The sequence below is a fragment of the Kitasatospora kazusensis genome (assembly GCF_039529945.1).
Classification (GTDB): domain Bacteria; phylum Actinomycetota; class Actinomycetes; order Streptomycetales; family Streptomycetaceae; genus Kitasatospora; species Kitasatospora kazusensis.
Genome location: NZ_BAAANT010000024.1, coordinates 57685 through 72919, shown reverse-complemented (window position 1 = coordinate 72919; position 15235 = coordinate 57685). Strand labels below are relative to the sequence as shown.

The window sequence follows — 15235 nt, the reverse complement described above, 5'->3', positions numbered from 1 at the left end:
ACCGTCATGGGTGACAGGGTGTAGCTGTTCGATCACGTGGACGACGGAGTCCCCGGCTGCGCCCGAGAACCTGGAGGTACGCCATGCGCTCCACGCGTACGGCCGCCGCCGCCCTGCTGGGCGCCGCAGCTCTGCTCGTCCTCGCGGCTCCCGCCAACGCCGCACCGGCCAAGGACGCCGAACCGGCCTGGGTCAACCCGTCGGAGGCGGGACCGGGCGAGAGCGTGACGGTCAGCGTCACCTGCGGGAGCAGCTCGGCCAAGACCGTCACCGCCAGCTCGCAGGCGTTCTCCACCGGTTCGGCCACCCTGACGGCCGGTCCGGACGGCCGCTACAGCGGCTCCGTCCGGCTGGCCTCCAAGGAGGAGTTCAGCACGAAGGTGCCCGCCCCGGCGGGCAAGGGCCCCGGCTGGGGCCTCGACGGCAGCTGCCCGAACGGGGACACCTTCACCGGCGCGGTCTCCGTCCTGCTGACGGAGAAGGGCGACGGCGCGAAGGGCGGTGACTGGAAGGGCCGGCCGGACGAGGCCGCCCCGCACGGCGCCGTCAAGACGGGCCTCGGCGGCTCGGTCGGCGGTGGCTCGGGCGAACTGGCCACCGGCGGTGCGTTGGTCGCCGCGGGGGTCGGCGGGTTCTGGCTGCTGCGCCGGCGCTGCTCCTAGGCCACCTTGGAACGGGCCGGTGGCGCCTTTGACGCGCGGATCCGGAGGGTGCGACACCGCGCCCTCCGGATCCGCGTGCTCCGGCCGGCCGCGCCGGCCGGTCAGCGGCCGGTGGAGACCGCCGGGGCGCTGATCCGGGGGGACGGGGTGCGGGCCTCGTCCTGGTGGGCCTTCACGGTGCCGCTGGCCAGCAGGTACTGGGCCACCACATAGGTGGCCATGATCCAGAACTCGTGGCCGGGCAGCTCCTTCCAGTTGGCCAGCTGGGTGGCGATCAGGGTGTCGGAGAGCAGGAACAGTGCCCCGCCCAGGCCCGTCCGCCAGCCGATCCGGGCCGAGGTCACGGCGGTCGAGGCGAGCAGCAGGCTGTAGCCGGCCACCGGGATCTTCAGGTCGCCGAGCCCCGGCCAGAGCTGGCCGATCATCACGGCCCAGGCCGCCGCGTACGCCGCCGCCACCACGGCGGTGCGCCGCCGGTCGTCCAGGGCGCCGCGCTTGACGAACATCGTCACGTAGCAGACGTGCGCCGCCGCGAAGGAGCCCATCCCGGCCAGGAAGGCGGCCTCGTTGCCGGTCTGGAGCAGCACGTCGCCGCCCGCGCTGAGCAGCAGCGCCGGGGTCAGCAGCTTCGGCGCCTTCTCGGCGGTGGCCAGGGTGTGGGCGGCCAGCAGCGGCATCAGCGCGGGCTTGGTGGCGTGCTGGAGCGCGGTGGTGCCGGTGACGATCGCCCCGAGGTGGGCGGCCGAGGTCGCGGCGTAGGCGGAGAGCAGGCCGCGCGCGGCGCGCAGGCGTCGGGTGATGGTCATGCGGGGGTGCCCTCCGGGCGGTCGGTGGGGGCCGGCTGCCAGCCCGGGCCCTTGGTGAGGTGGTGCAGGCGGTCGCGCCAGCTGGTGGCCCGGGCGAGGTCCCGGGCGATCGAGGTGTATTCGTGGGTGGCGACCCGCAGCGGGTTGAAGGTGTCCAGGTTCTTCGTCAGCCCGTACACCGGCTTGGTGGTCTCGGCGGTGAAGGAGCCGAACAGCCGGTCGAAGACGATCAGGATGCCGCCGAAGTTGCGGTCCAGGTAACCGCCCTGTGAGGCGTGGTGCACCCGGTGGTGCGAGGGGGTGTTGAAGAGGAACTCGACCGGGCGGGGCAGCCGGTCGATCCGCTCGGTGTGGATCCAGAACTGGTACACCAGGTTGGCCGAGGAGCAGAACGCCAGCGCGGCCGGATGGACGCCGAGCAGGATCATCGGCACGTAGAAGACCCAGGTGGTGGCGCTCGTCCAGGGCTGGCGCAGCGCGGTCGAGAGGTTGTAGTTCTTGCTGGAGTGGTGCACCACGTGGCAGGCCCAGAGCACGCGGACCACGTGGTGGCCGCGGTGCGACCAGTAGTAGCAGAAGTCCTGCGCCAGCAGCATCAGCGGCACCGTCCACCACAGCACCGGCACCCGCAGCGGCGTCAGCTCGTACAGCCCGGAGTAGATCAGCGCGATCGGGATCTTCCAGCCGGCGTCGAACAGCAGGCTGCCGATGCCCATGGAGAGGCTGGTCGCGGTGTCCTTGGCGGTGTAACCCTGTTCCTCCTCGTCCGGGTGGAAGCGGTAGGAGACCACTTCCAGGACGGTGAGCAGCACAAAGGCGGGTATCGACCAGAGCACCACGTTGGGCAGGTTCGGCATGACCGTGACGATAGGCGACGGCGGGCGGGGTGCGGAAGGGGTTGTTACTGGTGCGTAGCCCAATTCTCGCGACCGGCACCCGGGAGCCGCGCCCGAGGGTGCCACGGACGGGCTCGCCCACCGTCTAGTCTGGTGGACGACATGGAGCAGCAGGAGTACGCCACCGGCCCCGGGGAGGGGTCCGGTGGCGCGGCAGGCGGGCGCGGGGCGGGGGCGGGGCAGCTCACCGCCTACGCGTGCGCCGCCGTGCACCCCGAACCGCAGGGGTTGGCCCGGCGGCTCGCCGAGGCCGATCCGGAGACGGCCCACGACCTGTTCACCGCCGCCTTCGGCCTCTACGGCGCCCGGCACTTCGGCGGCGCCCCGGCCGTCGGCCGCGCCGTCCCGGCCGGCACGAGCTGGTGGCACGGCCCGACCGTGCACCTGTCGGCGGCGCTGCGGCTGCGGGAGTGCCGACAGGTCCGGGGCCTGCGCCGGGCCGCTCCGGTCGAGCCCGGCCCCCCGGCGGGCGGCACGCCCCGGGGGCGCCACCGCAAGCCCGAGCGCTCGCCCGGCTCCACCCCGCACGAGATCGCGGTCGAACGCCGCACCGCCGCCCGGCTGCTGGCGGCCCATCCGCTGGTCACCGCCGCGGGGCCGCACGGCGCCGGGTTCCCGCTGATCAGCCGGCACGCCGACTGGCTCGCCGAGCGCTTCCTGACCCTGCTCGGCTACCCGCTCACCATCGGCCACTCGTACGCCCGGCTGCACAAGGCCGGGCTGCCGGGGCGCGCCCTGGACGGCTTCACCCCCGCCGGGTACGCCTGCCTGGTGCGCGCGCTGCCCGCGCTCGCCGACGGGCGGACGGCCGAGCTGGACGAGCCCGGTGTCCGCCGGCTGCTGACGGACTGGCGGGTGCTGACGCCCGGGGGCGACGGCGTCCCGCCGGTGGACCGCGAGCTGGCCCGGGCGCTCGGCCCGCTGGCCGCGCCGCCCGCCGGGACGCCCGGGCTGGCCGTCCGGCGGCGCCTCGCCGAGACGCCGGTGGTGCTGCTGGACGAGCTGACCCCGCCCGAGCGCCGCTGGCTGCTGGAGAACCAGCAGGCGGAGGCGGAGCTGTTCGCCGACTTCCTGGGCCTGGAGGCGGAGATCAGGGCCGAGGGGATGGCCCTGCTGGACCCGGCCGACGAACTCACCGACCTGGCACTGCCGGGCTCCGGGACGCTCGCGCAGGCGGCGCTGCTACTGGTGGAACGGCTGGTGGAAGAGCTGCGCCCGCTGCCCGAGGAGGCGGCGCCGCCGGCCGTCCCGCCGGCCGTGCTGATCTCGGACGCCCTGATAGACGGTGCGCTCGGCGACATCACCGACGAGTACGGCCTCAAGGCGGGCTGGAGCCGGGACTACCTGGCCGACCTGACGGCCTTCCGCCGTGACGCGCTGGACCTGCTGCACCGGATGCAGCTGATCGCCCCGGCCGGCCGGGCCTGGGTGCTGCGGGCACCGGCCGCGCGGTACGCCCCGCAGGCCGAGCTGCACCCGGCACCGGGTTCCGGGCGGCACTCCCGGCGCGAGCCGGCCTACCGGGCGGCTACGCCCGCGGCGACGGTGCTGTCCTGACCGACGGTCTCGATGGTGGCGGCGACCCCGAGGCTGCCGAGCGCGATCGAGGCGGCGACGGCGGCGCAGGCGAGGACGCGGCGGTGCCGTTGCGGGAGCGGGAAGCGCTCCGGCTGCGGGGCCGGCGGGCCCGTGCTGGGTAGGGCGTTCATGACAGACAGCTTTCCAGGGTGGCGTTAAACGACGACTACGCGCGGGTGAAGTCTGGATGGGGGCTGGGCGTCGGGACATCTGCGCAGGTCGCGGACGTCCGGGCAGGGCGGGGCCGGGGTGGCGGCGGTCGGGGGACACCCAGGGTCGGCGGGGCGCGGAGCCGCGTGCCCGGGCGAGCGTGGCGGGCGGGACGCTCGTACGGACATCGGTGCGGGCTCTCTCGACGGTTCTGGTGCGACGGCTCCGGGCCGCCGGTTCCGGACCGGGACGGACCACCGGGGTGGACCGGGGCGGTACGTCCGGCCGGGCGGCTGGTGCGGCTGCCAGCATGCCACTGATCTGACTGTCTGTAATGCTGGGTTGCGGTCGGTGACGATCCGGAGTGAGGTCGTGTGCGGTGCCTTCGGCCAGGCGCGGCAAGGGCTCCGGGGTCCGGCGCGGCCGGCCGCGATTCACTCGGACGGGGGAGGCGCGGGCGTACGCCGGTCGGCCATCGCGTCGCCGACGGCGACCCGGGCGGCCTCCCGCAGCCCGTGCGCGGCGTGGAACCTCGGCGGCGCGGCGCGCCGGAGCGGCCGCACCCGCCCGGGCGTCCCGTGGACGCGGCGCCGGGCCCGGTCCTACCGTGGAGACCGGCAGGTCGCCGCGCCGTACCGAGTGGAACGGATGGGCAGGATGGACGAGTTGGAGTACCACCGATGTCCGCAGGCCCGCAGCGGGCCGCCCGGCATCGTCAAGGCCCTGCCCGCCGAGTGGTTCGTCCCGCACGGCACCAACGCCGAGATGCGCTGGGACACCCTCCCGGGCGCGGGCCCCGACACCCCCGTCGAGCGGTTCTTCGTCCGCAACCACACCAGCACCCCGCTGATCGACCCGGACGGCTGGCGGCTGCGGGTGTTCGGCAGCGGACTGCGCGGCCCGGCCGTCGAGTTCGGCCTCGCGGAGCTCCGGCGCCTGCCGGAGACCGCCCTCAGCGCCGTCATCGAGTGCGCCGGAAACGGCCGCCGCTTCTACGCCACCCAGCAGCGCCAGGCCGTCCCCGGCACGCCCTGGGAGCTCGGCGGGATCGGCGCGGCCCGCTGGCGCGGCGTCCGGCTGGCCGAGGTGCTGCGCCGGGCCGGGATCGTCCCCGGGGCGGTGGACGTGCTGCCCGTCGGCCTCGACCCCGAGTACCTCGGGGAGGACGGCACCAACTACGGCCACGTGCGCCGGCCGCTGCCGGTCGCCAAGGCGATGGACGACGTGCTCCTGGCGTACGAGATGAACGGCGGGCCGCTGCTCCCCGACCACGGCGCGCCCGTCCGGCTGGTCGTCCCCGGCTGGGCCGGGATCGCCTCGATCAAGTGGGTCGGCAGCCTGGAGGTCTCCACCGAACCGCTGCACTCGCCCTGGGACACCGACTTCTACCGGCTCTTCGGCCCGGCCCACCCGCCGGGCGGCAGCGCCCCGCTCACCTGCCAGGTGGTGAAGAGCGCCTTCGAGCTGGCCCGCGGCGCGGTCCTCGAACCCGGCCGCCGCCACCGGCTCTACGGCCGCTCCTGGTCGGGCCGGGCCGCCGTCCGGCAGGTCCGGGTCAGCACCGACGGCGGCGTGCTCTGGCACCGCGCCCACCTGTGGGACGACCCGCACCCCGGCACCTGGACCAGGTGGAGCTTCGACTGGCGGCCCGAGCGGCCCGGCCCGTACGAGCTGCGGGCCCGGGCCACCGACGACCTGGGCGGCACCCAGCCGGACACGGCGGAGTTCAACCGCGAGGGGTACCTCTTCGGCGCGGTGGTGGGGCACCCCGTCCGGGTCGGGTAGCGGCTCCGCCCGCCATCTGGCGGTCGGTCTAAGGAGCGAGGACGAGCCGGACGACCTCCTCCAGGCGGTGGCGGGCGTCGTCCAGAGTGGTCCGGCCCGTCACCCAGGCCGTCAGCTCGCCCTGCCAGGCGTGGCCGACGATGTGGCGGACGAGGTCGCCGCCGGGGGAGGGGTGCTGGGCCATCAGGGTGTCCAGCGCGGCCCGGTCGGCCCGGGCCATCCCCTGCAGGGCCTCGCTGGCGAACGGGTCGGTGGACGCGGAGACCGCCACCCGCAGCCGGGCCAGCTGGGGCTGCCGCTGGTAGGCCCGCATCCCGTGCCGGACGAACCGGACCACCCGGTCGGTGCTGGTCGGCCCGCCGCGCGGGCCGCGCTGCTCCGCCGTCAGGTCGGCCAGCAGCAGCCGGTGCCAGTCGGCGATGGCGGCGGCGAGCAGGTGGTCCTTGGAGGAGAAGTACCGGTAGGCCGTCCCGAGCGCGACCCCGGACCGTTCGCAGACCTGTTTCATCTGCAGTCTCTCGACGCCGCTCTCGTTCACGAGTGCGAGCGCGGCGGCGATCAGGCTCCGGCGGCGTTCCAGCTGACGGGGCGACATCGCCTCGACGGGCCGTGGTGAGAGGTCAACCCTGGTCACCCTGCTCATGATACGTGCCGGTCACCCCGCTGCGAATGACGCGTTCGCGGTCCGGGCGGTGCCCGCCGGGCACCGCCCGCGGCGGTCAGGCCTGTTGGCGGAGCAGGGCCTCCTGGACGGCCGAGGCGACCAGTTCGCCCGAGCGGTCGTAGAACTCGCCGAGGGCCAGGCCGCGGCCGTCGCCGGCCGAGGGGCTGCGCTGGGCGAACAGCAGCCACTCGTCCGCGCGGAACGGGCGGTGGAACCACATCGCGTGGTCCAGCGAGGCCAGTTGGACCCGGGGCGCGGCGGCCTGCCCGGCCCGGTCGCCCTGCAGGTGGAGGGCGGTGGTCGAGGCCAGCGTCAGGTCGGAGAGGTAGGTCAGTGCGCAGACCTGGAGCAGCGGGTCGTCCTGCGGGAGCGGGGTGCCCGTCCGGAGCCAGACGAACTGCTGTGGCACGCCGGGCAGTTCGGCCGGCATGCCGGGTGCGTCGGCGGGGACGAAGCGCATCTGGAGGGTCCGCAGGGCGGAGGCCCGCTCGGGGTCCTGCGGGGCGGTCCGCCGCCAGTCCGCGAACGGGTCCGGCAGGTCCTCGGGCGCGGGCACCGGCGGCATGGCCCGGTGCCGCTGCGGGGTGGCCTCGGGCACCTTGAAGGAGGCCGAGAGGGTGAAGATTACCTCGTCCCGCTGCACCGCCGTCACCCGGCGGGTGGCGTACGAGAACCCGTCCCGGACCCGGTCCACCTGGTAGTCGATCGGCTTGCGTGGGTCGCCGGGGCGGAGGAAGTAGCTGTGCAGCGAGTGCACCAGCCGCCCGGGGGTCATCGTCCGCCCGGCGGCGGTGAGGGCCTGCGCGGCGACCTGGCCGCCGAAGGCGCGCAGCGGCGCACCGGCGTGGCAGTGGCCACGGAACAGGTTCTTGTCCAGCTCCTCGATCCGCAGCAGGTCGACGAATGATCCGGCCTCGGCCTGCTCGGGAGATTCCTGTCTGATCGCGTCGTTCACCTGTTCATAGTGGCAGACGGCGGGTGGTTGCCGGTGTGATCTGGATTACGGGAACCCGGTGGAACGAGTTCCAGAAACCGGATCGCCGAAATCAGCCCTGTCGGTCGCCCGCCCTAAGGTTCTCGGCATGACGCAAGCCGTACAGACGTACGCATATCTCCGGTCCTCCGCCGTCCGCGAGGGCACCGGCGGCCGCAGCCTCGCCCTGGAGACCTCGGGCGGGGCCACCCCGGCCGGCCCGGCGGCCCACCCGCGCTTCTTCGGCGGATTCCTGACCGCCCCCGCGACGGCCGCCGCCGCGCTGCTCGCCGTCGCCGACGTGGCCGCCGCCCGGTACTACCAGCCGCAGCTGCGCGCCTCGCTCGACCCGGTGGTCACCGCCAACGGCGACCGGCTGCGCTTCGAGTCGTTCTCGGGCTGCTGCGGCGTGTACGCCCGCCTCGACGTGCTCGCCGACGGCCTGGACGGCGGCGAGATCGGCCACGGCACCACCAACGTCGACGTCAACAACCCGCTCCGCGAGGCGCTCAGCCGGATCGGCGCGGCCGACCCGCTGCACCTGGCGGTCGGCCCGCAGACGCTGGAGGTGACCACCCTGGACGGCCCGGTGGTCGAGAAGAAGGTCCCGCTGCCGGGCCGTTGGCTGCGCGGCTTCGCCGAGACCCAGGTGCTGGCCGCCGCCTTCGACCTGCGCGCCGAGGTGCCGGCCGCCGAGGCCGTCCGCTTCCTGCGCTCGCTGCCGCGCGGCACCGGGCGCTCCGTGCAGTGGGCCGTCCCGGCCGGCCGTACGCTGCGCCCGACCAGCAGGCCCGCCCCCGGCGCGGTCTGCCTGCCCGGCCCCGAGCGGCTGGCGGCCCTGCAGCGGGTGCTGCGGTACGCGCTGGCCCTGCGGGTGTACGGGCCGCCCGCCGGCCAGGCGGCGACGGCCGCCGCGTGGGAGGTGGTGCTGCCCGGGATGCGGCTGACACTCACGCTGTCGCCGGACGCCTCGCGCGGCTTCTCCGGCGAGGGCGGGGTGCTCGACGCGCTCGCCTCCGCGGACGCGGCGGCCGACGCCGAGCTCGTCGCGGTGCTGCTCGCCTGGGAGCCCCGGGTCGACCCGGCCGAACTCGCCGAGCAGGCCGGGCTGACCGTCCAGCGGGTGCGGGCGGCACTGACCCGGCTGGGGACGTCCGGTCAGATCGGCTACGACACCGCCGAGGCCGCGTACTTCCACCGGCAGCTGCCCTACGACTCCGGGCGCGCCGAGGCGCAGAACCCGCGGCTGCGGGCGGCCCGCGCCCTGGTCGCGGCCGGCGCGGTGCGGCCGGAGGAGGGCGGCGGCGCGCTGGTGACGGTCGGCGACCACGTGCAGCGGGTGCGGCGCGCGGCGGACGGGGCGCTGAGCTGCACCTGCCTGTGGTGGGCCAAGTACCGGGGCGGGCGCGGGCCGTGCAAGCACGCGCTGGCCACGGACCTGGCGGGCGGCGGCACCGAGGCGGCGGACCTGGCGGGCGGCGGCGCGGGGGCGGCGCGATGAACCTGGTCGAGCTGGTCCGGGCGGAGGACGTCGACGCGGTGGTGCGCGAGCTGGCCCGGCTGACACCGGACCAGCGCCGGGCCTTCCTGCCCGGGCTGAAGGCGATCCGCAAGGAGATCCGCGACTCCAGGAGCTGGCCGCCGCCCGACATCCGTCCGGTCTCGATCGCCGGCCTGGGGTGCCACACCTCGCCCTCGGGCGCGGCCGGCTGGATCGGCGGCCCCGGCTTCGGCTGGAGCGAGGTGTGGCGCCACCCCGCCCTGCTGGCCGTGATCGAGAGCCAACCGCCGGAGTGGCAGCACGAGGTCGTGGCCCGGCTGGCCGACCGGCGGACCGGGGCCTGGTGGGGGGAGTACCGGCTGCTGGAGCACCTGGTCCGCACCACCGGGTGCCCGGTGCCGACCACGGACGCCTTCGTGACGCAGTGGCTGCGCGACCGCTCGGCCGGCCGGCGCGACCGGATCGCCCACCTGACCGGCGGGGTGGAGGGCGACTACCTGTGGCAGCGGCTCTCCGGCGACTCCTTCGTGCCGCTGCTGGTGCCCCGGCTGTTCGAGATCGCCGACATCGGGACGGAGCTGGACCGCGCCTGGCTCGACCGGCCGACCGGTGGCGGCTGGCCCGCCTGCCTGGCGCGGCTGGCCGGGCAGGGCGTACTGGACCGCACCGAGCTGATCGACCGCTGCCTGGCCCGGCTGGTGCGCGGCGGCCGGGTGAGCGACCAGCGGTTCTTCCTGAAGGTGCTCCAGGCCCTCGCGCCCACGCCGCAGGAGTACACGGCCCGGGTCCGGAGCTGTCTGGCGCTGCTTGGCGGGCTGTCCACCGTCGCGGCCCACGCCCAGCAGGTGCTCGGCGAGCTGGACGACGCGGGGCTGCTGGCGCCCGGCCTGCTCGCCGAGGCCTCCGCGACGGTGCTGTTCCGGACCGAGAAGAAGCTCGTCCGCGCCCAGCTGGCCCGCCTGGACAAGGCCGCCGGGCGTGACCCGGCACAGGCCGGGCCGCTGGTCCTCGCGGCGGCGGACGCCTTCGGCCACCCCGACCAGGAGGTGCAGGAGCGCGCGCTCAAGGTGACCGCCCGTCATCTGGCGTCGGCGGGCGAGGCGGTGCTCCGGCAGCTGCGGGAGGCCGCCGGGGCGCTCGACCCGGCGCACGCCGGGCGGGCCGGGGAGCTGTTCGGCGCGGAGGTCCGCACCGAGGTGTACGAGGAGCTGCTGCCGACCGTGCCGCAGCCCCGGCCGGTCCCCGGCCCGCTGGGCAGCCCGGCGGAGACGGCCGAGGAGCTCGGCGCTGTGCTGGCGGGCGGCGACGTGCCGGTGGCGGCCTTCGAACGGGTGCTGGACGGCCTGGTGCGGCACGCCTACCGGAGCCGCAAGGACCTCACCGACGCGCTCCTGCCGGTGCTGGCGGCCCACCCCTACGAGCGGCCCGGCTGGGAGGACTGCGGGCCGCGCGACCTGCTCCAGGTCGCGCGGGCCGCCACCTCCGGGCACCTGAAGACGGGTGTGCTGCGCCGGGGCGTCCACACCTCGCCGTTCGGGCACCTGCTCGCGGGGCGGCTGGAGGAGGCGGCCGGGCAGATCATCGCCCGCCGGACGCCGTTCCTGCTGGCCACGCCGACCTCGCAGACGGGCGCGCTCTCGGCCGCCGTCCTGGTGGAGCGCCTCGCCGGGTACGAGGCGCTGGACGCCCCCGCCGGGCCCGCCGACCTGGCGCAGGCCCTGCTGCGGGTCCGGCCCACCGAGGACCCCGAGGTGCTGGCCGCCGCCGGCCGGCTCGGCTCCGAGGCCGGGCGGCGCACCGCGCGCTGGCTCCGGGACGGCGGGCTGCCGCGCCAGCCGTCCACCCGGGTGCGCTTCGTGCCGGTGGAGGAGCCCGGCCTCCAGCCCTACGAGGTGCACATCCTGCGCGAGGTCGCGCAGACCATGGTGGCGCAGCCCGGTGTCGTCCTGGACGAGCCGCTGGCGGCCGACGCCATGCACCTGCTGGGGCCGCAGACCCACTCGGCGGCCCGGCTGTTCGAGTACTCGCGCCACCTGCCGACGCTGCACTGGCTGGCGGCCCTCCCGGGCCACCGGGAGGAGCTGGCCGCCCGGGCCCTGGACTGCTTCGCGGCCACCGAGCGGCCGGGCCCCGGGCTGCTGCTGCCCTACCTCGCGGAGGCGGACGGCCCGGCCGGCCTCGCCGTGCACCTCGCGGTCGGGTACGGGCTGGGCGCCCGCTCCCCGGCCGACCGGGCCGCCGCGACGGACGCCCTGCTGGTGCTCGCCGCCCGGGGCGACCTGGACGGCGGGCTGCTCGGGCGGGAGCTCGGCGTGTTGGTGCCGCTGGGCACGGTCAAGCCGAACCGGCTGCTGGAGGCGCTCCGGGCACTCGCCGCGGCCGGGGCGTACGGCACGGTGTGGTCGGTGCTGGCGGGCGCGCTGCCCGGCCTGCTGGCCGGCACCCCGGTGCGGGGCGCCGGCGACCTGCTGGTGCTCGCCGCCGACTGTGCGCGGCGGAGCGGGGCGCGGGGGGCGGTCGCGGAGGTGACGGAGGCCGCCGGGCGCGGCGGGGCGAGCCGGGTGGTGAAGGCGGCGAAGGCCTTGCGGGACGTCCTGGCGGACGGCCGCTGAGGCTTCGCCGCGGGGCGGGGGCGGTGACCCCGCCGCTGGCGGTTGCTCCCTGCGTCAGACGGTGACGTCGTCGTCCTCGGAGCGGCGCTTCGCGGTCGCCGGGGCCGCGAGGTCCGGGACGAGCAGTTCGGCGCCCTTGGGGACGGCTGCCGCCGCGCGCCACCAGAGTTTCAGCGGCGGCGGGTCGGCGGGTTCGAACGGTTCGCCCGGGCGGGGGACGGCGAGGGTGGCGGCCAGGGCCTGGGCGGCCGCGACCGACCGCTCGGCGGGCTCCTCCCACGGGTGCGGGGCCAGGTTGAAGGTGCACCAGTGGATCGGCAGGAGCACCTCGCCGCCGAGGTCCAGGTGGGCCCGGACGCCCTCCTCCGGCGTCATGTGCACCTCGGGCCAGAAGTCGCTGTACGCGCCGATCTGCATCATCGTCGCGTCGAACGGCCCGAGCCGGCCCCCGATCTCGGCGAAGCCGGGGAAGTAGCCGGTGTCGCCGCTGTGGAAGACCCGGTGCTCGGGCCCGGCCACCACCCAGGAGGCCCAGAGCAGGTGGGTGCTGGTGCGCGGACCCCGGCTGCAGTAGTGCCGGGCCGGGGTGGCCGTCAGGGTGAGCCCGCCGATCACCCCGGACTCCCACCAGTCCAGCTCGACGATCCGCCCGGCCGGGACGCCCCAGTGCTCCAGGTGGGCGCCGACGCCCAGGGGCACGGCGAAGACGGCGCCGGTGCCGAGCAGGGTCCGGACGGTCGGCATGTCCAGGTGGTCGTAGTGGTCGTGCGAGATGACCACCACGTCCACCGGGCCCAGCTCGTCCAGCCGGATCGGCACCGGGTGCAGCCGCTTGGGGCCGGTCCAGGCGAAGGGCGAGCAGCGCTCGCTCCAGACCGGGTCGAACAGCACCCGGCGGCCGTCCAGCTCGGCGAGCACGGTGGCGTGGCCGAGCCAGGTCAGCCGCAGGCCGGAGGCGGGCGGCCGGGCCAGCTCGATCGGCGCGAGCCGGTGCAGCGGGACGGCGGTGGCGGGGAGGCGGCGGGCGCGGTTGGCGGTCAGCTGGGAGCGGGTGATCTCCAGCGGGGAGCGTTCGTACACCAGGCGGCGGGTGGGCACCGGGTTCTGGAAGGCGCCGTCGGCGAAGTTCGGCGAGCGCTCGATCCGGGCCAGCCGCTCGCCGGCCGGTTCGGCGCCGAAGGCGTCCGTCCGTACCCGGCGCCAGGCGGTACCGGTGGCGCAGCCGAGCTGGTCGGTCAGCGAGGTGACCCGGGAGCTCCAGGGGACGGGACTGGGCACGGAACCTCCAGGTGGGGACTGTCCGTACGGCGGGGTCGCCGCGGTCGACGGGCGTGTCCTTCCCAGCGAGCGCGGCGCGGACACCGGCGTCCCGGAGGCTGTCCCGGGGCACAGGGCACGCGAAGAACGCGTACGGCAGCGTCAGATACCCGCTGCCGTACGACAATCATCTCCACGGGACACTACCGGCCCCGGGACGGCCGGACCCGGTGGAAGCGCGCGGGGGAGCGCCGTTCGGCGTACCCGGACGGTGCCTCAGGCACGGTGCCTCAGGCACGGCGCCCGCCCGGGGGGAGGGCCGCTACGCGGCGTAGAAGCGGGTGATGGTCTCGGCCACGCAGTGCGGCTTGGGGCTCGCCTCGCTGGAGATGGTGAAACGGACCAGGGCCTGGACGCCGCCCGGGACCTCGTCGGCCGCCAGCAGTTCGGCCCGCGCCCGGACGGCCGTGCCGACCGGGACGGGGGCGGGGAAGCGGACCTTCTCGGAGCCGTAGTTGAGGGCCATCCGGATGCCCTCCACGCCGTAGCACTCCTTGGCCAGCACCGGGATCAGCGAGAGCGTCAGATAGCCGTGGGCGATGGTGCCGCCGAACTGGCTCTCCTTGGCGCGCTCCGGGTCCACGTGGATCCACTGGTGGTCGCCGGTGGCTTCGGCGAACAGGTTCACCCGCTCCTGGTCGATGGTGTGCCACTGGCTGGTGCCGAGCTCAGTGCCGACGGCTGCGGTCAGCTCGGCGAGGGAGGCGAAGGTCGTCACAACGTGCTCCTGGGGGGATGCGCCTGGCAGGACTCCGGGAGAGTATGCCTACTCGCCGGTCACCTGTCAGTGGGGGCGCCCGGTGCCCAGCTGCGCGCCGTGCGCGCAGGTGTGCAGCTCCCGGCCGCTGACCAGCTCCGGAGTGAGCAGGACGAAGACCTGCCGCTCCCCGTCGATCCACGGGCGCGGGCCGGTGAGCAGCAGGTGCTCGTGCAGCGCGGGGTCGCGGACCACCTCGGCCCGGCCGTGCACCAGCACGCTCCAGCCCGTCCGGGTGGCCGGGTCCAGCCGGTCGGCCTGGAAGGCGGCCACCGTGCCGTCCAGCGCCCGGACCACAGTGCCGCCGGCCCGCAGGGCGAGCACCAGCCGCCCGTCGGGCCCGACCTCGAAGGCCACCGGCAGCACGGCCGGCAGCGCGTGCTCGGTGTACACCACGCGACCCACCGGCACGGTGCCGAGCAGGCGCAGGCAGTCCGCCTCGCTCAGGGTCTGCACCCGGTTGTCACGGTCCATGCCCTTGATGCTGCCGCCCGGCCCCGGGGACGACTAGGGCCCATGGTCCCGGATCCGGGCGATCCGGGACCCGCCCGCGCTGACCTGGCCCGGTTCGCGCTGGATCGCGGCAGCGATAGCTTGTCCGGCGTACGGGGCAGAACCGACCCGGTGGAGCTAGGGAGGGGCGGGTGCGGATGAGCGGCGGCATCGAGCTGGTGGTGATCGGGGCGGACGGCGGTCCGGAGCGGGGCCATGCCGGGTCGGCCAGGGCGGCGGACGGCGCGCGGCTGCTCGCGGACGCGCTGCCGGGCCGGTCCTTCGACGCGGGGACCAGGGGCTGCCGGGTGACGCTGGTGCCGCCCGACGCGGACGCCAACGCGATGCTCACCGCGCTGCGCGCGGCCTCCCAGCGGCCGGCCCGCTGGCTGGTGGTCTGCCTGCTGGGCCAGCTGGCGGCCGACCCGCGCGGTAGACGGCTGGCCCTGGTGACGGGCGGGAGCACGGCGGACAACGCGTACCGGCGCGGGCTGGCCTGGGACTGGGTGGTCTCCACCATGGTCCACGGCGACCAGGAGGAGACCCTGCTGCTGGTGGACGCCCTGGCCGACCGGGAGGCGTGGGCGGCGCTGGAGCGCGGCGGCGAGGACGGCGCCGGTGAACTGCTGGCGCACTCCCGGGTGCCGCTCTGGGGCCGGGTGGGCCGGTTCCAGCCGGGCCGGCGCGGCCGGGACGCCGTACTGCCGGGCGGCGAGGGGTCGTTCAGCTGGGCACTCGGGCGGGTGCTGGAACAGGGCGTCCCCGGCGCACCCGCCGCCGTCGGCCCCGAGGAACTCCAGCCCGCCGTGGCGGCGGAGCTCGAACGCGCGGGCACGGACGGGGCACGCCTGCTGGTGCCCGGACCCGGCGGTGGCGGACGGCTGCTGATGCGCAATCGGGCCTCGGTCCGGGGCGCATTGGCCGGATTGTCGCTTTCCGAGGAACTGTTGGCAGTTCTGTGGCGCGAAAGTGCCCCAACCGATCCGCCTTCCGCGTAAGGTCAAGAGGCCCGAGGTGTTGCCGGGACGGGGCTGGTTGGCGA

At 75.7% G+C, this 15235-nt stretch carries 15 protein-coding genes; 6 read left to right on the top strand and 9 right to left on the bottom strand.

Annotated features, from left to right (window positions below; all coding sequences use genetic code 11):
- The first annotated feature begins 83 nt into the window (after positions 1-83).
- A complete protein-coding gene (locus tag ABD330_RS20290) occupies positions 84-662 on the top strand; it encodes a hypothetical protein (protein WP_344467105.1) in 579 nt (192 codons plus the stop codon).
- A gap of 101 nt (positions 663-763) precedes the next feature.
- Here the strand turns inward: ABD330_RS20290 and ABD330_RS20285 are convergent, their stop codons facing one another.
- Positions 764-1468 (bottom strand): lysoplasmalogenase, encoded by a 705-nt coding sequence (locus ABD330_RS20285; RefSeq protein WP_344467103.1) that lies wholly within the window; start codon positions 1466-1468, stop codon positions 764-766.
- Entirely contained in the window at positions 1465-2325 is an 861-nt protein-coding gene (locus tag ABD330_RS20280) for a sterol desaturase family protein (RefSeq protein WP_344467101.1), read from the bottom strand. Before ABD330_RS20280 ends, ABD330_RS20285 begins: the two co-directional genes overlap by 4 nt.
- A 141-nt stretch (positions 2326-2466) precedes the next feature.
- Between ABD330_RS20280 and ABD330_RS20275 the strand changes: the two genes are divergently transcribed.
- Positions 2467-3921 (top strand): DUF2398 family protein, encoded by a 1455-nt coding sequence (locus tag ABD330_RS20275; RefSeq protein WP_344467160.1) that lies wholly within the window; start codon positions 2467-2469, stop codon positions 3919-3921.
- Here ABD330_RS20275 and ABD330_RS20270 read toward each other — a convergent pair.
- Both ABD330_RS20270 and ABD330_RS20265 read right to left on the bottom strand, forming a co-directional pair.
- On the bottom strand, positions 3882-4073 hold the full coding sequence (locus ABD330_RS20270; protein ID WP_344467099.1) for a hypothetical protein: 192 nt from the start codon (positions 4071-4073) through the stop codon (positions 3882-3884). The genes ABD330_RS20275 and ABD330_RS20270 overlap by 40 nt on opposite strands.
- Before the next feature lie 453 nt (positions 4074-4526).
- Positions 4527-4655 (bottom strand): hypothetical protein, encoded by a 129-nt coding sequence (locus ABD330_RS20265; protein ID WP_344467097.1) that lies wholly within the window; start codon positions 4653-4655, stop codon positions 4527-4529.
- A 94-nt stretch (positions 4656-4749) separates the two neighbouring features.
- Here ABD330_RS20265 and ABD330_RS20260 point away from each other — a divergent pair, with 94 nt between their 5' ends.
- On the top strand, positions 4750-5877 hold the full coding sequence (locus tag ABD330_RS20260; protein WP_344467095.1) for a sulfite oxidase: 1128 nt from the start codon (positions 4750-4752) through the stop codon (positions 5875-5877).
- 28 nt (positions 5878-5905) lie between these two features.
- On the opposite strand, the gene ABD330_RS20255 is transcribed toward ABD330_RS20260, so the two are convergent.
- The gene (locus ABD330_RS20255) at positions 5906-6511 is read right to left on the bottom strand and encodes a TetR/AcrR family transcriptional regulator (RefSeq protein WP_344467093.1); all 606 of its coding nucleotides are present in this window, start codon (positions 6509-6511) and stop codon (positions 5906-5908) included.
- 85 nt (positions 6512-6596) lie between these two features.
- Positions 6597-7496 (bottom strand): acyl-CoA thioesterase, encoded by a 900-nt coding sequence (locus ABD330_RS20250; protein ID WP_344467091.1) that lies wholly within the window; start codon positions 7494-7496, stop codon positions 6597-6599.
- A 127-nt stretch (positions 7497-7623) separates the two neighbouring features.
- On the opposite strand from ABD330_RS20250, the gene ABD330_RS20245 reads away from it, so the two are divergent.
- Both ABD330_RS20245 and ABD330_RS20240 read left to right on the top strand, forming a co-directional pair.
- Positions 7624-9015 (top strand): SWIM zinc finger family protein, encoded by a 1392-nt coding sequence (locus ABD330_RS20245; RefSeq protein WP_344467089.1) that lies wholly within the window; start codon positions 7624-7626, stop codon positions 9013-9015.
- Entirely contained in the window at positions 9012-11627 is a 2616-nt protein-coding gene (locus ABD330_RS20240) for a DUF6493 family protein (protein ID WP_344467087.1), read from the top strand. Before ABD330_RS20245 ends, ABD330_RS20240 begins: the two co-directional genes overlap by 4 nt.
- A gap of 54 nt (positions 11628-11681) precedes the next feature.
- Here the strand turns inward: ABD330_RS20240 and ABD330_RS20235 are convergent, their stop codons facing one another.
- From ABD330_RS20235 to ABD330_RS20225, 3 genes are all read right to left on the bottom strand, one after another.
- Positions 11682-12866, bottom strand: coding sequence for an MBL fold metallo-hydrolase (locus tag ABD330_RS20235; protein ID WP_344467158.1), 1185 nt, complete (start codon positions 12864-12866; stop codon positions 11682-11684).
- 340 nt (positions 12867-13206) lie between these two features.
- Entirely contained in the window at positions 13207-13662 is a 456-nt protein-coding gene (locus ABD330_RS20230) for a MaoC family dehydratase (protein ID WP_344467085.1), read from the bottom strand.
- A gap of 66 nt (positions 13663-13728) precedes the next feature.
- On the bottom strand, positions 13729-14175 hold the full coding sequence (locus ABD330_RS20225) for a pyridoxamine 5'-phosphate oxidase family protein (protein ID WP_344467083.1): 447 nt from the start codon (positions 14173-14175) through the stop codon (positions 13729-13731).
- A gap of 176 nt (positions 14176-14351) precedes the next feature.
- Between ABD330_RS20225 and ABD330_RS20220 the strand changes: the two genes are divergently transcribed.
- On the top strand, positions 14352-15191 hold the full coding sequence (locus tag ABD330_RS20220) for a hypothetical protein (protein WP_344467081.1): 840 nt from the start codon (positions 14352-14354) through the stop codon (positions 15189-15191).
- The last annotated feature ends 44 nt before the right edge of the window (positions 15192-15235 follow it).